This is a genomic window from Spiroplasma sp. hyd1 (genome assembly GCF_016082235.1).
GTDB lineage: Bacteria > Bacillota_I > Bacilli_A > Mycoplasmatales > Mycoplasmataceae > Spiroplasma > Spiroplasma poulsonii.
Genome location: NZ_JXYY01000001.1, coordinates 40,715 through 57,907 on the forward strand (window position 1 = coordinate 40,715; position 17,193 = coordinate 57,907).

The window sequence follows — 17,193 nt, forward strand, 5'->3', positions numbered from 1 at the left end:
TTTATCTCCTTTTTGTTTTTATAATTTAATTGCACTTTGTAATGCTAATTCAACCATCTGGTGAAAATTATTTTGGCGTTCAGTAGCAGAGGTAACTTCACCTGAAATAAACGAATCTGAAATCGTTAATAATGTTGCTGCTTTTTTATTTAATGCTAACGCATTAGCAAACAAAGCAAATGATTCCATTTCAACACAAACCGCATTATATTCAGCTTTAATCTTCTTTCAATCATCTGCATTTTTACGATAAAAAACATCAGAAGAATGGACAATGCCAGGATAGGTCTTAATCTTAGCTGCTTGAGCAACTTCTTCAATTGTTTCAAAAATATCTTGTGAAGCTTGAAGAACTTTATCATTAACTCCAGCAACAATTTCAGCAAAATTATTTTCGCCATAAGCTCCCATTACATTAACAATATCATAAACTTTTAATGCTGCATCATAACTTCCAGCTGAACCAATCCGAATAATATTATCAACATCATAAAATTTAAATAATTCATACGAATAAATCCCAATACTTGGACAACCCATTCCGCTTCCAGCAATTGTAATTGGTTTATTCTGATAAGTCCCCGTATACATATACATATTTCTAATTTCATTTACTAATTTTACATTTTCTAAAAAAGTTTCCGCAATAAATTTAGCTCGTAATGGATCACCGGGCATCAAAACTGTCTTAGCAATATCTTCTTTTTTGGCATTAATATGTGGTGTCATTGTAATCTCCTCTTAATATTCTATGTTTAATTTATATTGTACTATAAAAAACAAAAAGAAACATTAGTTCCTTGCAATTTAACGATACTTTTTTAAAATTTTATTACTTTTAACCTTATTTTCTAAATATTGGCGATCTTTATCCATTGATAATAACACCTGAATTAAATTATCGTTTCAATATATTAATGGTAATAGCACTGAAATAAAAATTTCACTTTTTTCATATAATGATGATGAAACAACAATATGGTTAACATCAGCATATTTTGATAAATCAGAATTATATTTTGAAGTAACGGCAACAACATTTGCACCATTGTTTTTTGCTTCTTTTGCAGCCGCAACAACAGCTTGTGTTTTTCCCTCTAAACTCATACAAATTAGTAAATCATCTGGTTGCATTAAACTTGCCCGCATAATAGTATTATTTTCATCTTCAACTAAATTACTACAAGCAAAACCAAAACTAAATAAACGATTAGCTAACTCTTTTACTGCTAAACCGGTATTACCAACACCAACTAAATAAATTGCTTTTGCTTTTTTTAGTAGTGTCACTGTTTCTAACAATTTATCACTATGAAAAATTTGATTGTTACGTTGTAAAATATCTTGATAATATAAAAAGATATTCTCTGTTGCATCTAAATTTAAATTATTAGTTTCTAATCGTTCTTGTTCAGCAACAATTGCAATAATAAAATCACGATAACCTTTAAAACCTAATTTATCAATTAAAGAATAAATTGGCGAATAACCAATGCCCGTTGCTTTTGATAATTCTTCAATCTTGATATTACGAATATTGCGAACATTATCGCGAATATAATTAGCAATTTTAACTTCTTTTTTAGTACAACTTCCTTGAATCATTGATAACTTAGAAAGGATTGAAATATTTTCCATTTGTTAATAATCCCAACGATTATCTTGTTGTGCCATGACAAACTCTTTATCAACGATATCTGATGATCAAATCTTATTAATTAAATGATCAGTAAAATACATTCAAGGTAATAGTTTATTGACATAAATTTTATGGTCATTAGCGCGTTGATTAGGAGTAGAAATAATATGTGATCAATTTGATAATTGAACCGCTTTTGACATATCTTTTCCAGAAATAGCAATAATTGTAACTCCTTTTTCTTTCGCAATTGTTAAAGCTTTGTTGACTGATTCATTATCACCAAATAATGAATAAGCTAAAATTAAATCATTTTTATTCATAAAACGAGAACGAACCATTAGATCCTCTTCGTTTTCATTTAAATTAAAGGCATTAAAACCAAAGTGATATAATTCTAATGCTAAAGTTTGTGATAACGCATTAGTTGAACCCATTCCAATCACAAAAATTCGATATGCTCCCTTAATAGCATTAATCGTTTGATTCATTACATCATTATTAATCATCGTATCATTTTGATTAAGAATATCAAAGTATGTTTTTTTCATTAAACTTTCCATGTTTTCAAAATCTAATGATTTAATTTCAACATCAGCAGCAATTGCAATTAGAAAATCACGATAACCTTTAATTTGCACTTTTCGTAACAAACCATAAATTGCACTATAACCAGTATTAACTCGTTGTGCTAAAATTTCAATATTCATTGTTGTTACTTCTTTCATATTTTCTTTAATATATTTAATTATTTCATTTTCCTTTTTGGTAAAATTCTTTGAATCAAATGTCTCTAATTTTGATAAAAACGATGCCATTGTATCTAATCTCCTTTTATTCTATTTTCCATTAATTCTTGTGCCGCCAAGCGGGCAATCATTGCAGCATTATCAGTACAATATTCTAATTTTGGAATAATTACTTTTAAATTTGATGTTGCTAGATCTAATATTGCTGTCCGCAATGCACTATTGGCAGAAACGCCGCCAACTAACGTAACCATCTTTGGTTGAAAATTTTTAATTGCCAACTTTGTTTTTCGCATAATAATATCAACACAAGTTTTCTGAAAGGTGGCACAAAAATTAGGGAGGTTAAGATTTTCCTTACCGTGTTCTTTTGCAATTAAATTAGCTGCCGCTGATTTTAAACCACTAAAAGAAAAATTATAACTTTGGTCATTCAAAGGCAATGGTAAATGATAAGCGGTTGGTGTCCCAGTTCCTGCTATTTTATCAATGATTGGCCCGCCAGGATATCCTAGTTCTAGCATGCGTGCAACTTTATCATAACATTCACCAACTGCATCATCTAATGTTAAACCTAAAATTTCAAAATCTAAATGTTTTTTCATTAATATTAGTTGGGTATGGCCACCACTAACAAGAACCGCTAACAAGGGAAATAAAAAATTATTATCAATTGCACTAGCGTAAATATGACCATATAAATGATTTAATGGCAGAATTGGAATTGCTAAATAGCTGGCTAAAGTTTCAGCAATTATTTTACCAATATGTAACGCACCAATTAAACCTGGTTTTTCTGTGTAAGCAATGTATTGTAAATCTGTGATTTTTATTTTTGCTGTTTGTAAAGCTTCTAATAAAACATATGGAAAATTTTTTAAATGCAAACGGGACGCAAGCTCTGGAACAACACCACCACATTTTGTGTGTTCATTAATTTGGGACGAAATAACATTTGCTAAAATTTTTCTATTTTTATAAATCGCAACACTAGTTTCATCACAACTTGTTTCAATTGCAAAAATTACCATTACATACACCTCTAAAATATAATAATTTTTAATAAAATGATAAGAAACCGATTACTATCAAAAATAATAATAAATACTACAAAATTGTAGTATTTATTATTGTTTTGTATATTCAATAAAAATCCAATCTAAATAACCTTGTTGTCTTTCATTACTTTTTCGATTCCTGCAATTGCAGATTCTTCGTCAGCACCTGATGCAACAATTTTCACTTTTGCACCTTGGTGAATTCCTAACGCAATAATAGTCATAATTGATTTCAGATTACCAGTTTTTCCTCCTGAGAAAATAGTAATATCTGACTGGTACTTTCCTGCTTCTCCTACAATTAATGCAGCTGGGCGAGCATGCATCCCAACAGGATCAGCGATAACAGCTTTAAATGATGCCATTAAATTTCCTCCTTTAAAATATACTCACTTATTATATCAAAAAAAATAAAAATAACTATATTATCATTCAACAATTTTACCTTTTTAACCAATAATTTCAACGGGAATTTCTTGTTGTTCATCAGAAATTGTTCTTGAATTTAGAAATATCATTATCTGTTCAATAATTCAATTAAAATTAATTTTAATTGCTTGATTTGATATCAAATAATTAGTCACTAAATTGGGTTCAAAAATAACATTAATAATTTTGCAATCTAATTTTTTAATACTTTTAACAAGAAAATAACTTTCTTCATCAACACAAATTACTGTTTCAATATGTTTGTCAATTATCGTATTTGTCAATAATGTTACATCAGTTTCATAATCATCACCAGTTAAAACAAGATAATTTGTCAATAAGTTTAAATCATTACTAGCCTTAAAATATCCTCGATATAATGTTTTTCACTCTGTTCCTAATGATAAATACAAGATTGCTTTTGTTTGCGAAGCAATTTTTGTTACTAATTGGTACATTATTTTTTCAAAGTTAAAATATAATGCTTGGAACTTGTTATTTTGTTGTCCAAACAGAAGAACATTGATATTATTTTCATATTTTTTTAATAGTTTTGAAACTTCTTCATAATAACTAGTAAAAATAATTATTTTCATATTTTATTGTTGTTGTAAGGCTTGTAGCTTTAAGTCAAAGAGGTTTTCATCTTCATTAATTAACACGATATTAATCATAATATTTTCATTGGCTAATTTATTTGCTAAAAATTGAATAATTTGGCAAGTCCATTTTGATGTTTTATCAAAAATTAATAATGTAACATTTGTTTGCACCTGATTCTTTTTAAATAAAAAATCATTTTGTTGTAAAATTGCGTTAATCCGCTCTCGCATATCATCACTAATTGAACCGCCACTAAAATAGCGCGAAATTGTGCCAACACCACAACCAGCAATTTTTGCTAATTCTTTATAATTTTTAATTTTCATCTAGTTCAACCTCCCTTATTCTACTTTCTTAATTGCCTGACTATCTGCTGAAATGATTTTAACTTTGTACGGGTCTGGAAAAACAATTTGTACATTTTGAGCAATAATTTTTACAACCACCCCAATGCCAAACAAATCATGACTAACAGTATCATTTACTTTTCATAAGTTAGGTTTAAAAGATGGTTCAACATTTTTGTTCAAATGAAAAACTGTTGTTTCACCACTTGACTTCATCCCATCACGGTTTGAAAAAGGTTTTGGTTTACTAAATATTAATTCACTATTAACCTTTTGATGAAAATCACTATCTAATTCTTTAATAAAACGCGAAGGAAAACGTTCGTTTCCGGTAATATATGAATAACCTTCTGGATGACTTAAAAATAACATTTCTTGTGCTCTTGTAATCGCAACATATAATGTTCGTCGTTCCTCTTCAATCTGATCATGGCCTATTTTAATTGCCTGACTTGATGGAAAAATTCCTTCATTTAAACCAACAATAAAAACAATCTTTTTTTCTAATCCTTTCGCATTATGAATTGTCATTAAAGAAACAGTATTATCAGTTAAATTATCACTATCACTATCGGTTTGTAATGAAACTAATTGTAAGTATTCACTTAATAATTCAACTCCAGTTAGATTATCATTTTGCTGGTCAAATTTTTTTATTGAGTTAATTAATTCTAAAATATTTTCTTCACGTTCTTCTTCAAAATTATCACGCAAACGTTGTTGATATCCTGTTTTATTTAACAATAATATTACCAGATTTTCAATTGTTGCTGTTTTTGGTAATTCTGTTAAAGCAGCTAACATTGCTGTGCGTAAAGCAGCTAGATTATGTTGTAAACTTGTTGGTAATAAATCAAAATGATGTTCTAACAATGCCGTAAAAGTTAATTCTCGTTCTTTTAAAACTGTGATAATTTGTTCAAATGCTTTTGAACCAATTTTTGGCGTTAATAATAATACTCGTTCCACTGCTAACTGGTCATTATTCATAATTATTTTTAAAAAGGCAAGCGCATCTTTAATTTCCTTTCGTTCATAAAATTTGAACGCTCCAAAAATACGATAAGAAATTCCATAGTCTGCTAAAGCAACTTCTAAATCACGCGATAAGTAATTTGCCCGATATAAAATTAAAACATCTTTATAATCATAACTTTCTTGTTTAATCAATTCCTTAACTTTTCGTGCCACAAAGTCACTTTCATCAGCACTATTTACAGCATGATATAAAATTGGTAACTGTCCTAATGTTTGGTTTGTAAATAAATCCTTTTCAATTCGGTCTTTATTATTTGCAATTAAATTATTAGCTAATGACAAAATACTTTGACTTGATCGATAATTTTCATTCAGAATAATTGTTTCTGTTCCCGGAAAATATTGCTCAAGATTTAAAATTAACCTAACTTTTGCTCCCCGTCATGAATAAATTGTTTGATCAGGATCCCCAACAACCATAATATTATGTGCGTCACCAACTAATCATTTAATAATATCAAATTGAATTTCATTTGTATCTTGAAATTCATCAACTAAAAAATAATCAAAACGATTTTGTCATTTTTCTAAAACTTCTGGATGGTGTTTAAATAACTTATATGTTAGCAAGATTAAATCGTTAAAATCAAGACTATTTAATTCTTTTAACCGTGTCTCATAATGTCCATACACTTCCGCTCAACGTTTTTCATCCCCAATTGCATTATCCTTTGCACTGGCCGGACTAATAAAATCATTCTTTTGATTACTAATATAATTCTTTACCATCCGGCTTTCTTGGGCATCATACTTAGCATTAAATGTTTTATAAATATTACGTAAAATACTATCTTGATCAGCCATATCAATAATATTAAAATTACGCTCATAATTTAGCGCAACAATATCTTCGCGTAAGATGCGTACACACAAAGCATGATAAGTTGAAATCATACAACGTTTGCCATTAACACCAATTAAGTCAACAATCCGTTCTTTCATTTCATTCGCTGCTTTATTCGTAAAAGTCACCGCACAAATTCGTCATGGTTGTAAATCAGCGTATTTAATTAAATAAGCAATCTTATTAATAATTACTCGTGTTTTTCCACTACCAGCGCCAGCAATAATTCGAACAGGACCATTAATTGCTAAGACAGCCTCTCGTTGATTTGGATTTAAATGTTCAATAAATTCATTTCCCATGTGCTTCTGCCTTTCTTTTCAAACAATTACATTTTACCTTATAATTCATCAATTTCTTTTAAAATTTCATCAGAAATATTCCCCGGTTGATCTTTTTGTAAATGAATATGTTGATGCTCTCTTGTTATTGGTTTTTTTGACGCCTTTTTTTGTTTTTTAACAATTGGTTTTGTTCTAGCATTAAATAAATTAAAATGACGATCAAATAAAATTTGATGATTTGGATTTAAAACAACCGCAAAAATTAACCCTAAATATCATAAAAAATAAGTTGTTGTTACAATTCGAATCACAATAATTGCCACGGGATTTTTGTTAGTTGTTCGAAATAAATCACCTAAATTAACATGAAAAATTAAATTTAAACTTAAATTTGTTAATAATACAATAAACCACGGCAAAAATATAATAAATAATTCTCGCGTAAAAATAACTCCTAATTTTAATTTTTGTTCTGTGTTAACTAATTTAATTTGAAATAAAAACTTACCAATCGTTTTACCATCTCAAAAATACGGTAAAAGGACAAAATAACAAAAGAACAACAAAAATGTTATGCCAATCACAACAATTGGTACTCAAACAGTACGCTGAGCATCTCAGTAATTCATTGTCAAAGTTAAAATTAATGGAATTAAACTAGCTAAAATAATATCAAGAAAACGCACGAAAATAATGCGTGCTGGTCGCGCTAATTGGTGCAAGTTATAATCTTCGCCTTCCGTTGTTGTTGCTATTGTCGTATTCTCCGTATCGTTGTTTTGCATCGAATGCTTAGTTTTATCATTTAATTCTGTCATAAAATCTTATTTAGCATTTTCTAGTTTTCAATTTTTAATAAATCCTTTAATATCACTAACAATTACTTTAAACTTTGGTTCTTGAATATCTTTAATGTATTTATTTTTAAGAAAACTTTTATATCGTCGTTCTAATTTATTTTCGGTGCTATGAATCGCTTTAATAGATAAGGCTTTATTGTTTTGCAACCGTACCAGACGTAAAAATGTCACAAGACAAAAACGAATAAAGGCATATTCTAATTCTTCTTGATACTCACGATATAAATTTAAATCACGATATAAATTAAAAATATAAATTCATTGTTTTAGTAAATCAAAAACGCTATAATTGACAAGCCCTAATTCATAATCAGCTAAAATATCTTCAATTGCTAAAAAACCGTTGGCATATGCTAAGATATTATAAATGAAGAAGGCATCAGTCCGGCGATAATTAAGTAACATAATATTTTTTTGCAATACTAATTTACGCCGAAAAATTTTAGTAAAAACCAAAGAATGGGTGTAAGCTAACACTTCCTTATCTGTTTTTGGAGATAATAAAACATTAGCTTTATTACGAATCTCACTATTTCCTTTTGAATGCGGATAATGTAACCGAAATTCAACAATATCAATTTTTTTATGCTCAACTTGGTGTTTTGTAACATTTTCTTTTAGCACAGCAACAGCTGTTTTATGAATAACTTCACCTTCATCAACAATCATAAAATAATCCCCACGTGCAACACAAATAGCACTATTAAGACCATAAGAAAAACCTTGACTTCGTAAATTGGTAACGACTTGCATTTTTTTACCAACATTATAAAAATGCTCACTCATAACCTCTAATGTTGGTGATTTAGGTTGAAAACCAGTATCATCAACTAAAACAATTTCATAATCACCATTGGTTTGCTCTTTAATTGACATTAATGTTTTCATTAGTTTGACGGGGTTATTCTGTGTTACAATAAGAAATGATAAAAACATACTAGTATCCCCCCCCTATTTATACTTGTAATAATTATAACATTTTAATTTATTTTTTAGTATAATTATTATATTACACTAGAAAAGAAAATCATTGAACTTAAATGCTTTGAAAATAGAGGTTTTAAAATGCCAAATGAAACATTACAAAAAATTTTACAACAAAGAGAAATTAAAACAACCGATGATATTATCTTTCGTACCATCTTTGATGTTTTAAGTGCCCTTTTTACCGATGAAAATCATCTTTCAACATTGAAAAGTGGTTATACTATTAATGATCACCAACAAGTGTGACTAGTAAATATCCCACCACCCATCGCCTTGCTGGGGAAATTGAAAAGGGTTATGCCAATTACATTGCTCCTGATGGAACATATCTTTATCAATTTGATAGCACCAAACCGCTTAGTAAACGAAAAAAACTTGGTGAACAACAAAGCCAACAGCAAACTGAATTTGTCACTTTTGCAAAATTAAATGAAAAAGAAAAAGGCATTGGTTATCACTTTGTTGGTGTTTTTCGGTTTAATGGTTATACCGATGAAGATTGTCAAACAATGATTTATAAAAAAATTGCTAATTCTTATCACTTACCACCTATAAAATAATTTCCAACATAAAAAACAAAAACCATACTTAATTCTAAGTATGGTTTTAAAAATTATAATTATTATTACGATTTTGTTTTGCTTCTAATCGTTGTTGTTTTGCTTCTTCGCGCGCCATTCGTTTTACACGGCCATAATCAAACGGGTCATATTTTCCTGTTCCCGCTTTAATATGCTTACCAAAAATATTAATCTTTCAAGTTCAATTTCTTTCTTTGAATCTCATCATTATCTCCTCCTATAATAAATTATCAAGCCCTTTTTATTTATGATACACGATATTAGAATATTTTTCAATTTCAAATTTAAAAATTATAAAAACCGTTATGTTAAAACCTCATAACCGGTTTCAGTAATTAATATCGTATGCTCAAAGTGGGCACTCGCTAATCCTAATGCCGAAACAGGTGTTCACCCATCATCTAACATTTTAATCGCTTTAGTTCCAATTTGGACCATTGGTTCAATACAAATTGTTATCCCTGCTTGCAACCGCAGCCCCGTTCCCGCACTTCCAACATTCGGAATCATTGGGTCTTCATGTAAACTGTGCCCAATTCCGTGACCAGTAAATTCAGTTGGTAAGTAAAAGCCTTCCCCTTCAACATATGTTTGGATTACAGCACCAATATCACCAATCCGAACGCCTGGTTTTAAAATTGCCATTGCTTTTGTTAACGCTGTTTCTGTAACAGTTAGTAACTTAACATGCTCTGGATTTTGATCAGCATCAACAATAACAGTAAAAGCACCATCACTATTATAGCCCTTATAAGCACATCCTGCATCAATTGAAACAAGATCACCCACTTGGAATGGAACATCATTAGGAATCCCATGCACTAAGACAGTATTTAAAGAAACACAAATTGATGCAGGAAAACCATATAATCCTTTAAAATTGGGTTGACAATCATTTGCGGCAATAATTTCTTCTGCGCGATGATTAAGCATTATTCCTGTTACGCCCGGTTTAATCATTGCTCGTAATTCTTGATGAATTTGTTTTAAAACAACACCAGCTTTCCGCATATATTCAATTTCTTGCTCAGTTTTAATTGTAATCATGTTTTGACTCCATTTCTTTTTTTATTGTATCATAAAAAGAAAAAAACTAACGATCCTGTTAGTTTTCCTTTATACTAATTCAATAATCACCATTGGAGCATTGTCCCCTTTACGATTATCTAATTTTAAAATGCGAGTATAACCCCCATTACGATTTTGATATTTTTTTGCAACACCATTAAATAATTTTTGTAATGCTGTTTCTTTTTCATTCGCATCAATATCGCGTAAAAAACTAGCAGCACGACGACGAGCATGTAAATCTTGTCGTTTCCCTAAGGTAATTAATTTATCAACATGACGACGTAGTTCTTTTGCTCGGGTTTCAGTAATTTCTAAACGTTCATTAATAATTAATTCTGTTGCTAAATTACGCATTAAGCCATTTCGTCAAGCTGTATTTTTTCCTCTTTTTTGTTGATATGACATGATAACATTCCTCCTTTCCTAATCGCGACGAAAGTGTAAACCTAATTGGGCCACTTTGTCCTTGATTTCTGTTAGTGATTTTTTTCCTAAGTTTCGAATATCTTGAATTTCATCTTCTGTTTTTGAAACTAAGTCCCGTAACGTATCAATTTTTGCTCGTTTTAAACAGTTTTGTGAACGTTGGGTAAATTCTAATTCATCAATACTACGATCTAATTCATCTTCTTCTGTTTCAGTTTCTGATGAAATAATTTGGGTTAATTTAATTGCTTCGTTTAAATTAACGAAGAACTCTAAGTGTTCAGTAATAACTTTTGCCGCCATTGCAACAGCATTAACTGGTGTAATTGAACTATCAGTTTGAATTTCTAACTCCAATTTTTCTAAGTCCGCATTTTTCCCAACTTTTGTTGGTTCAACATTATATGCTACTCGTTGAATTCGACAATAATTTGAATCAATCACGATTAAATCAGCATATTTTTTTTCTTTCTTGTTATCTGTAAATGATTTATAACCACGCGAATTACGAGCGTGTAATTCTAGTTCTAATTCCCCACCTTTAGCAATTGTTGCTAATAATAAGGTTCCATTAATAATTTCAACTCCCGTTGGCACCACTAAATCTTTCGCGTAAACTTCTCCTTCTTTTGAAGAAACTACCTTCAAGATAACTGATTCACCATCAGGAATAATATCTTGGTTAATTTTCAATACTAAATTTTTAATATTTAAAATTATTTTTGTAACATGTTCAACAACCCCGGGAATAGCAGTAAATTCGTGTGAAGCCCCTTTAATACGAACTGCAAAAACAGCAGCCCCTGGTGTTGCTGATAACAATGTTCGGCGTAAAGCATTCCCCAATGTTACCCCAAACCCTCGTTCTAAAGGTTCCACTAAAAACTTTCCATAATTATTTGCTTTATCTTCTGCTTGTAATTTAAATTCTGGTCTAATAAATTGTTTCATCGCCTGATCCTTCTCCTATCCTCTTGGTCTTTTTGGTGGTCGTGCCCCATTATGAGGAATTGGCGTTACATCTTTAATTGAAGTAATTTCTAATCCAATTGCTTGAATACTACGGACTGCAGCATCTCGCCCCGGACCTGGTCCTTTTACTTCAACTTGAACACTATTCATTCCGTGTTCTTGACTTGCTTTCCCAGCAGCTTCAGCAACCATTTGTGCTGCATATGGGGTTGATTTTTTACTTCCTTTAAAACCCATTGCCCCTGCTGATGATCATGAAATTACATTACCCGCTTCATCGGAAATGGTAACGATTGTATTATTGAAAGTTGAATGAATATGTGCAATTCCCTTTAGGACATTTTTCTTAACTTTTTTCTTATTCGTTGTCTTCTTAACAGCCATAATTCTTCTCCTTATCTATTATTTTTTCTTATTAGCAACCGTTTTACGCGGTCCTTTAACCGTACGAGCGTTTTGCTTTGAAGATTGTCCGCGCGCTGGTAAACTTTTACGGTGACGCATCCCACGATAACTCCCAATTTCCATTAATCGTTTAATGTTTAAAGCAACTTCACGCCGTAAGTCACCTTCGGTTTTTAGTTTTGCAATTTCATTCCTAATTGTTGTTAATTCATCTTCTGATAAATCTTTTACTCGAATATCTTCTGATATTTTTGCTTCTTTTAAAATTTTTTGTGATTGTGGTTTTCCAATTCCATAAATGTAAGTTAATGCAATTACAACGCGCTTATCATTTGGAATATCCACTCCGCCAATACGTGCCATCTATCTTCTTCCCGTCCTTTCTTAACCTTGTCGTTGTTTATGTTTTGGTTGTGAACAAATTATCATCACACGCCCTTTTCTTCTAATTACACGACATTTGTCGCAGATTTTTTTAACTGATGATCTTACTTTCATCGTGTATTCTCCTTTACCAAATTTTATTTTTGTTATTCTTTTTTATTTATGTCTAAAAATAATTCGCCCACGTTCTAAGTCATAAGGTGACATTTCGACAACTACTGCATCCCCAGGTAAAATGCGAATGTAATTCATCCGGATTTTACCCGAAACGTGAGCTAAAATAACTGCCCCATTTTCTAGTTTCACCTTAAACATTGTATTTGGTAATACTTCTAAAATTGTTCCTTGTACCTCTAATAAATCAGTTTTGGCCATTTTATCTATTACCTCCAATCCCCGTTATTTTAGAACTGCCATAATTTGGTCCCATACAGCATATCCTTCCATATCAGCATCAATAACGGTTAGTACTTGCTGATTTAAATAATACTGCACTAAGGGTACTGTATCATTTTGATAAGCTGCTAACCTAATTTTAATTTTTTCTTCACTATCATCTTTTCGTTGCACCAATGGTGTTTGATCATCATCACAAACTCATTCGACTTTTGGTGGAAACGCTGTGCGATGATACGTACGTCCACAAGTTGGACAAGTTAACCGTCCAACAATCCGATCAAATAATTTTCTTTCATCAATTTCAAAATATAAAGTATGATCAATTTTACTATTCAACTTTTGTAGTAACTGGTCTAATTTTGCTGCTTGCGTAATTGTCCGCGGAAAACCATCTCAAATTAAATCACCACTGATTGTTTGTAAATGTTGTTCAACCATTTCAATCATAAGATCATCAGGAACTAACTTTCCTTGTTCAGAATATTGTTGACACAACAATCCTGACGGTGTTTTCTGGTTAATATTATCACGAATAATATTTCCGGTTGAAAGATGCGTAAAGCCAAATTGTTTGACTAAATGCTCAGATTGGGTTCCTTTCCCACTACCTGGCGCTCCTAACAAAATAATGTTTCGCATTGTTTGTCCTCTGGCTTTCTATCATAAGTATGAATCTTTTGTTTCATCTTCTAATTTCTGTGACTTTTTGTCAATAAAAGCTTGTTGAGTAATACGACCTTTAACTTGACGCATTGTTTCTAACGCAACTGACACCATAATAATTAATCCTGTTCCTCCAATTGCTAATGCACTTGGTAATGATGTTAACTTACTAATTACATATGGTAAAATCGCAATTGCTGCTAAAAAAACTGATCCTAAAATACTTAAACGGTTAATTGTTCCTTTAATGTATTTTTCGGTTTCTTTTCCGGGACGGACCCCTGGAATAAAAGTTCCGGCCTTTTGAAAGTTTTCCGCAATCTTTTCTGGATTCATTTGAACTTGTGAATATAAGAACGTAAATAAAATTGTTAACACAGCATAAATAATAATTCCTGGCCAAGTACTAAACGATAAATAATTATTCGTAAATTGGACAAAGCCATTAGCTGGATTGCTAACGCTAATAATTTGAGCGACAGTAATTGGCGCTGAAATTAATGCTGAAGCAAAAATTACTGGAATAACTCCCGCGGAATTAATTTTTAAGGGTAGGAAGGGATGATTATTTTCATCACCTGACGCTAACCCACTTCCGGTTTGTTGAATTGGTAATTTACGTTCTGATTCATTTAACATTACAACAAACAACACTACCAATAAAAACATTACAACATAAACTAAGAATTTTAAAATTCCATCAAACAATAAGTTAATATCCTCTTGTCCTGAAATTCAAAACTTAAATGTTGTTTGTAAATTGTTTGGTAATTGCTCAACAATTCCAGCAAAAATAATTAACGAAACCCCATTTCCGATTCCTTTAATTGTCATTTGATCTGCTAATCATAACATTAACATTGTTCCAGCAATTAAAGCCGTTGGTACTAACAGATAATAGAAAATTGGACTTCCAGTTCCAAAATCAGATGAATCTCATTTTGGCGAAATAATTCCTTGATTTGCCATTGTAAAAATTGTTGCAATTCCTTGCATAATTGCAAACGGAATTGTTAATCATTTTGTTAAACGATCTAATTTTTTTCGACCGCGTTCCCCACTCTTCGCTCAGCGCGATAGTGGGGGAATAACGTCAGTTGATAATAACTGCACAATAATTGAAGCAGTAATATATGGTGAAACTCCTAACGCTAAAATAGAAAACTTCCCTAATGTTCCTCCTCCCAACATCGAAATCAAACTAAAGAACTGGTCATTGTTTGATAGATCTTGGAAGTTCTGTGAAATTGTAACACCTGGGACTGTTAAATAACTTCCCAAGCGGATTAAAACTAAAACTAATAAGGTAAAACCAATTCGTTTCATCAAATCTTTATTTTTAACAAAGAAATTTGATGATTTAACAATATCAATATCACCATTTTTGCGGGTTGTTTTTCTTTTTTTTGTTTTAGTTTTCACTATATTACCTCCACTTTTCCTCCGGCTTTTTCAATTGCTGCTTTTGCAGTTTGTGAAATTTTGTTAACTTTAACATTAACACTCTTAGATATTGTACCATTCCCTAAGATTTTAATTAATTCTTTCTCATTTTTTAGCACTTTTTTTGCAACTAATGTTTGATGGTTAACGTCATTTAAACTAAGTTTTTCTAAATCACTTAAGTTTAATAACACATAAGTTTTTGTTGAAATATTAGTAAACCCAACTTTTGGTAAGCGGCGAAAGATTGGCGTTTGTCCCCCTTCAAAACCAGAACGAACGCCACCCCCAGTACGAGCATTTTGCCCCTTATGACCTTTCCCCGAAGTTTTTCCAAGACCAGAAGAAGTTCCTCGTCCTAAACGTTTTTTACTATGACGAGCCCCTTCGGTGTATTGTAATTCGTTTAATTTCATCTTCCTTACCTCTTATCCTTGTAATTCTTCTGGGGTTTTACCACGTAATTTCGCAATTTGCTCAACTGTTCGTAAATTGCGTAAACCATCTAATGTTGCTCTAATCATATTGATTGGCGTATTTGATCCTAATGATTTTGTATAAACATCTGCTAAGCCCGCTAGCTCAATTACTGCTCGCGCTGGCCCCCCGGCAATAACTCCGGTTCCCTTGCACGCTGGTTTAATTAAAACCTCACCGGCTCCAAAATGACCAATAATTTGATGGGGAACTGTTGTTCCAACTAAAGGCACTTTTACTAATTGTTTTTTTGCTTCTTTAATTGCTTTTTTAATTGCATCAGGAACTTCATTTGCTTTTCCAGTTCCAAACCCAACACGACCTTTTTTATCACCAATAACGACAACTGCCGCAAAACGGAAGTGACGTCCTCCTTTTGTAACTTTTGTCACACGACGAATTGTTACTACTTTTTCTTCAAACATATTATCCTCACCACGACGATCAAAGTTTCGTTCTGAACGTTGATATGGTTGACGGGGATTGTTTCGTGAAAAATCACCTTTTGGTGGTTGTGATGGTGTTGATGGTCCACCAGTATTTGGTGTTAAATCTGTTTTATTCTCTGCCATATTTTCTTATTGCTCCTTTTAAAATTTTAATCCTGCTTTACGCGCAGCTTCTGCAAATGCTTTTACTTTTCCATGGTATAAGTACCCACCACGATCAAATACTACTGTTGTAACTTTTTTATCAAGTGCTTTTTTTGCAATATCAGTTCCGACTTTTTCTGCCGCCCCAACATTACTTGTTGTTTTTAAATCTGCCATTTTTAATGTTGAGGCAACAACAATTGTTGTTTGCTTAACATCATCAATTAATTGGGCATAGAAATGCCCATTCGACTTGAACACATTCAAACGGGGAATTGCAGAAGTACCATTGATTTTTGCACGAACACGAAAATGTCTTTTTTTACGTTTTGCGCTTCGACTTTGACTTTGTAAATTTGCCATTGTTGTTCTTCCTCTCTTCTGCTATTTACCAGCAGATTTCCCTTCTTTACGAATAATATGTTCATCTTTGTATTTAACCCCTTTTCCTTTGTAAGGTTCAGGTTTACGATAATTTCTAATGTTAGCTGCTACTTCCCCAACTAATTGTTTTGAAATTCCTTCCACAACAATTTGTGTTGGTTTGGGAAGGGTAATGGTAATTCCTTTTGGAATATGATACTCAACTGGATGGGAATATCCTAAGTTTAAGGTTAATTTATCACCTGCTAAAGCAGCACGATAACCAACCCCATTAATTTCTAATTCTTTTTTGAAACCTTTGCTAACACCTTCCAACATTCCTTGAATTAAAGAATTGATTGTTCCGTGTAATTGCTTACTATGTTTCACGTCATTTGCTCTTTCTGTTGTCACAATGCCATCTTTTGCGTTAACGGTAATAACACTTGGGATTGCTTGTTCTAATTGTCCTTTTGTGCTTTTGACAATAACATTGTTTGGTTGAATTGTTACTTCGACACCTGTTGGAATTTTTAACTCTCTATTACCAATACGAGACATTTTTCTGTTCTCCTTTA

General features: G+C 31.5%; 25 protein-coding genes and 1 pseudogene. 2 read left to right on the forward strand and 24 right to left on the reverse strand.

Going from position 1 to position 17,193, the window contains the following annotated elements; genetic code table 4:
- Positions 1–18: 18 nt before the first annotated feature.
- The 10 genes from deoD to TS70_RS06895 form a co-directional block, all read right to left on the reverse strand.
- Positions 19–729, reverse strand: a complete 711-nt coding sequence (gene deoD, locus TS70_RS00185; RefSeq protein WP_040092962.1) for a purine-nucleoside phosphorylase — start codon at positions 727–729, stop codon at positions 19–21.
- A 78-nt stretch (positions 730–807) separates the two neighbouring features.
- Positions 808–1,638 (reverse strand): MurR/RpiR family transcriptional regulator, encoded by an 831-nt coding sequence (locus TS70_RS00190; RefSeq protein WP_198049059.1) that lies wholly within the window; start codon positions 1,636–1,638, stop codon positions 808–810.
- Positions 1,639–1,641: 3 nt separating this feature from the next.
- A complete protein-coding gene (locus TS70_RS00195; RefSeq protein WP_198049060.1) occupies positions 1,642–2,457 on the reverse strand; it encodes a MurR/RpiR family transcriptional regulator in 816 nt (271 codons plus the stop codon).
- Between the two features lie 5 nt (positions 2,458–2,462).
- Entirely contained in the window at positions 2,463–3,419 is a 957-nt protein-coding gene (gene tsaD / locus TS70_RS00200; RefSeq protein ID WP_198049061.1) for a tRNA (adenosine(37)-N6)-threonylcarbamoyltransferase complex transferase subunit TsaD, read from the reverse strand.
- Positions 3,420–3,547: 128 nt separating this feature from the next.
- Entirely contained in the window at positions 3,548–3,811 is a 264-nt protein-coding gene (locus tag TS70_RS00205; protein WP_198049062.1) for an HPr family phosphocarrier protein, read from the reverse strand.
- An 84-nt stretch (positions 3,812–3,895) separates the two neighbouring features.
- Entirely contained in the window at positions 3,896–4,471 is a 576-nt protein-coding gene (locus TS70_RS00210; RefSeq protein WP_198049063.1) for a hypothetical protein, read from the reverse strand.
- A gap of 3 nt (positions 4,472–4,474) precedes the next feature.
- Complete coding sequence (locus TS70_RS00215) at positions 4,475–4,804, reverse strand: hypothetical protein (RefSeq protein ID WP_198049064.1); 330 nt, start codon at positions 4,802–4,804, stop codon at positions 4,475–4,477.
- A 15-nt stretch (positions 4,805–4,819) separates the two neighbouring features.
- Positions 4,820–7,009: an ATP-dependent helicase gene (locus tag TS70_RS08210; protein WP_198049065.1), complete on the reverse strand. Its 2,190-nt coding sequence runs from the start codon at positions 7,007–7,009 to the stop codon at positions 4,820–4,822.
- Positions 7,010–7,047: 38 nt separating this feature from the next.
- Complete coding sequence (locus TS70_RS00225) at positions 7,048–7,809, reverse strand: RDD family protein (RefSeq protein ID WP_232332157.1); 762 nt, start codon at positions 7,807–7,809, stop codon at positions 7,048–7,050.
- A gap of 6 nt (positions 7,810–7,815) precedes the next feature.
- Positions 7,816–8,787: a glycosyltransferase family 2 protein gene (locus TS70_RS06895; protein WP_198049066.1), complete on the reverse strand. Its 972-nt coding sequence runs from the start codon at positions 8,785–8,787 to the stop codon at positions 7,816–7,818.
- Positions 8,788–8,916: 129 nt separating this feature from the next.
- Here TS70_RS06895 and TS70_RS08215 point away from each other — a divergent pair.
- Positions 8,917–9,021, forward strand: a pseudogene (locus TS70_RS08215) (hypothetical protein); the annotation flags it as partial.
- A 59-nt stretch (positions 9,022–9,080) separates the two neighbouring features.
- Positions 9,081–9,398 (forward strand): hypothetical protein, encoded by a 318-nt coding sequence (locus TS70_RS08035; RefSeq protein ID WP_258267046.1) that lies wholly within the window; start codon positions 9,081–9,083, stop codon positions 9,396–9,398.
- 46 nt (positions 9,399–9,444) lie between these two features.
- On the opposite strand, the gene TS70_RS00240 is transcribed toward TS70_RS08035, so the two are convergent.
- The 14 genes from TS70_RS00240 to rplF all read right to left on the reverse strand — a co-directional run bounded on the left by TS70_RS00240 (position 9,445) and on the right by rplF (position 17,176).
- Entirely contained in the window at positions 9,445–9,624 is a 180-nt protein-coding gene (locus tag TS70_RS00240) for a hypothetical protein (RefSeq protein WP_040092954.1), read from the reverse strand.
- Between the two features lie 98 nt (positions 9,625–9,722).
- Positions 9,723–10,466 carry a type I methionyl aminopeptidase gene (map, locus tag TS70_RS00245; protein WP_198049067.1) on the reverse strand — a complete coding sequence of 248 codons (744 nt, stop codon included), beginning with the start codon at positions 10,464–10,466 and terminating at the stop codon, positions 9,723–9,725.
- Between the two features lie 69 nt (positions 10,467–10,535).
- Positions 10,536–10,895 carry a 50S ribosomal protein L17 gene (rplQ, locus tag TS70_RS00250; protein ID WP_040092952.1) on the reverse strand — a complete coding sequence of 120 codons (360 nt, stop codon included), beginning with the start codon at positions 10,893–10,895 and terminating at the stop codon, positions 10,536–10,538.
- An 18-nt stretch (positions 10,896–10,913) separates the two neighbouring features.
- Positions 10,914–11,867 (reverse strand): DNA-directed RNA polymerase subunit alpha, encoded by a 954-nt coding sequence (locus tag TS70_RS00255; RefSeq protein ID WP_198049068.1) that lies wholly within the window; start codon positions 11,865–11,867, stop codon positions 10,914–10,916.
- Between the two features lie 15 nt (positions 11,868–11,882).
- Entirely contained in the window at positions 11,883–12,272 is a 390-nt protein-coding gene (gene rpsK, locus TS70_RS00260; protein ID WP_070406476.1) for a 30S ribosomal protein S11, read from the reverse strand.
- An 18-nt stretch (positions 12,273–12,290) separates the two neighbouring features.
- Entirely contained in the window at positions 12,291–12,656 is a 366-nt protein-coding gene (gene rpsM, locus TS70_RS00265) for a 30S ribosomal protein S13 (protein ID WP_040092949.1), read from the reverse strand.
- A 21-nt stretch (positions 12,657–12,677) separates the two neighbouring features.
- Positions 12,678–12,791, reverse strand: a complete 114-nt coding sequence (gene rpmJ / locus TS70_RS00270; protein ID WP_004028447.1) for a 50S ribosomal protein L36 — start codon at positions 12,789–12,791, stop codon at positions 12,678–12,680.
- A gap of 42 nt (positions 12,792–12,833) precedes the next feature.
- Positions 12,834–13,052 (reverse strand): translation initiation factor IF-1, encoded by a 219-nt coding sequence (infA, locus tag TS70_RS00275; protein WP_040092948.1) that lies wholly within the window; start codon positions 13,050–13,052, stop codon positions 12,834–12,836.
- Between the two features lie 24 nt (positions 13,053–13,076).
- Positions 13,077–13,715: an adenylate kinase family protein gene (locus tag TS70_RS00280; RefSeq protein ID WP_198049069.1), complete on the reverse strand. Its 639-nt coding sequence runs from the start codon at positions 13,713–13,715 to the stop codon at positions 13,077–13,079.
- 18 nt (positions 13,716–13,733) lie between these two features.
- Positions 13,734–15,161 (reverse strand): preprotein translocase subunit SecY, encoded by a 1,428-nt coding sequence (gene secY, locus TS70_RS00285; RefSeq protein WP_040092946.1) that lies wholly within the window; start codon positions 15,159–15,161, stop codon positions 13,734–13,736.
- Positions 15,161–15,598, reverse strand: a complete 438-nt coding sequence (gene rplO, locus TS70_RS00290) for a 50S ribosomal protein L15 (RefSeq protein ID WP_198049070.1) — start codon at positions 15,596–15,598, stop codon at positions 15,161–15,163. The genes secY and rplO overlap by 1 nt, the downstream gene beginning before the upstream one ends.
- 12 nt (positions 15,599–15,610) lie before the next feature.
- On the reverse strand, positions 15,611–16,084 hold the full coding sequence (rpsE, locus tag TS70_RS00295) for a 30S ribosomal protein S5 (RefSeq protein ID WP_198049081.1): 474 nt from the start codon (positions 16,082–16,084) through the stop codon (positions 15,611–15,613).
- 165 nt (positions 16,085–16,249) lie between these two features.
- Positions 16,250–16,615, reverse strand: a complete 366-nt coding sequence (gene rplR, locus TS70_RS00300) for a 50S ribosomal protein L18 (RefSeq protein WP_040092942.1) — start codon at positions 16,613–16,615, stop codon at positions 16,250–16,252.
- 21 nt (positions 16,616–16,636) lie between these two features.
- Entirely contained in the window at positions 16,637–17,176 is a 540-nt protein-coding gene (gene rplF, locus TS70_RS00305; RefSeq protein WP_040092941.1) for a 50S ribosomal protein L6, read from the reverse strand.
- Positions 17,177–17,193 lie beyond the last annotated feature (17 nt).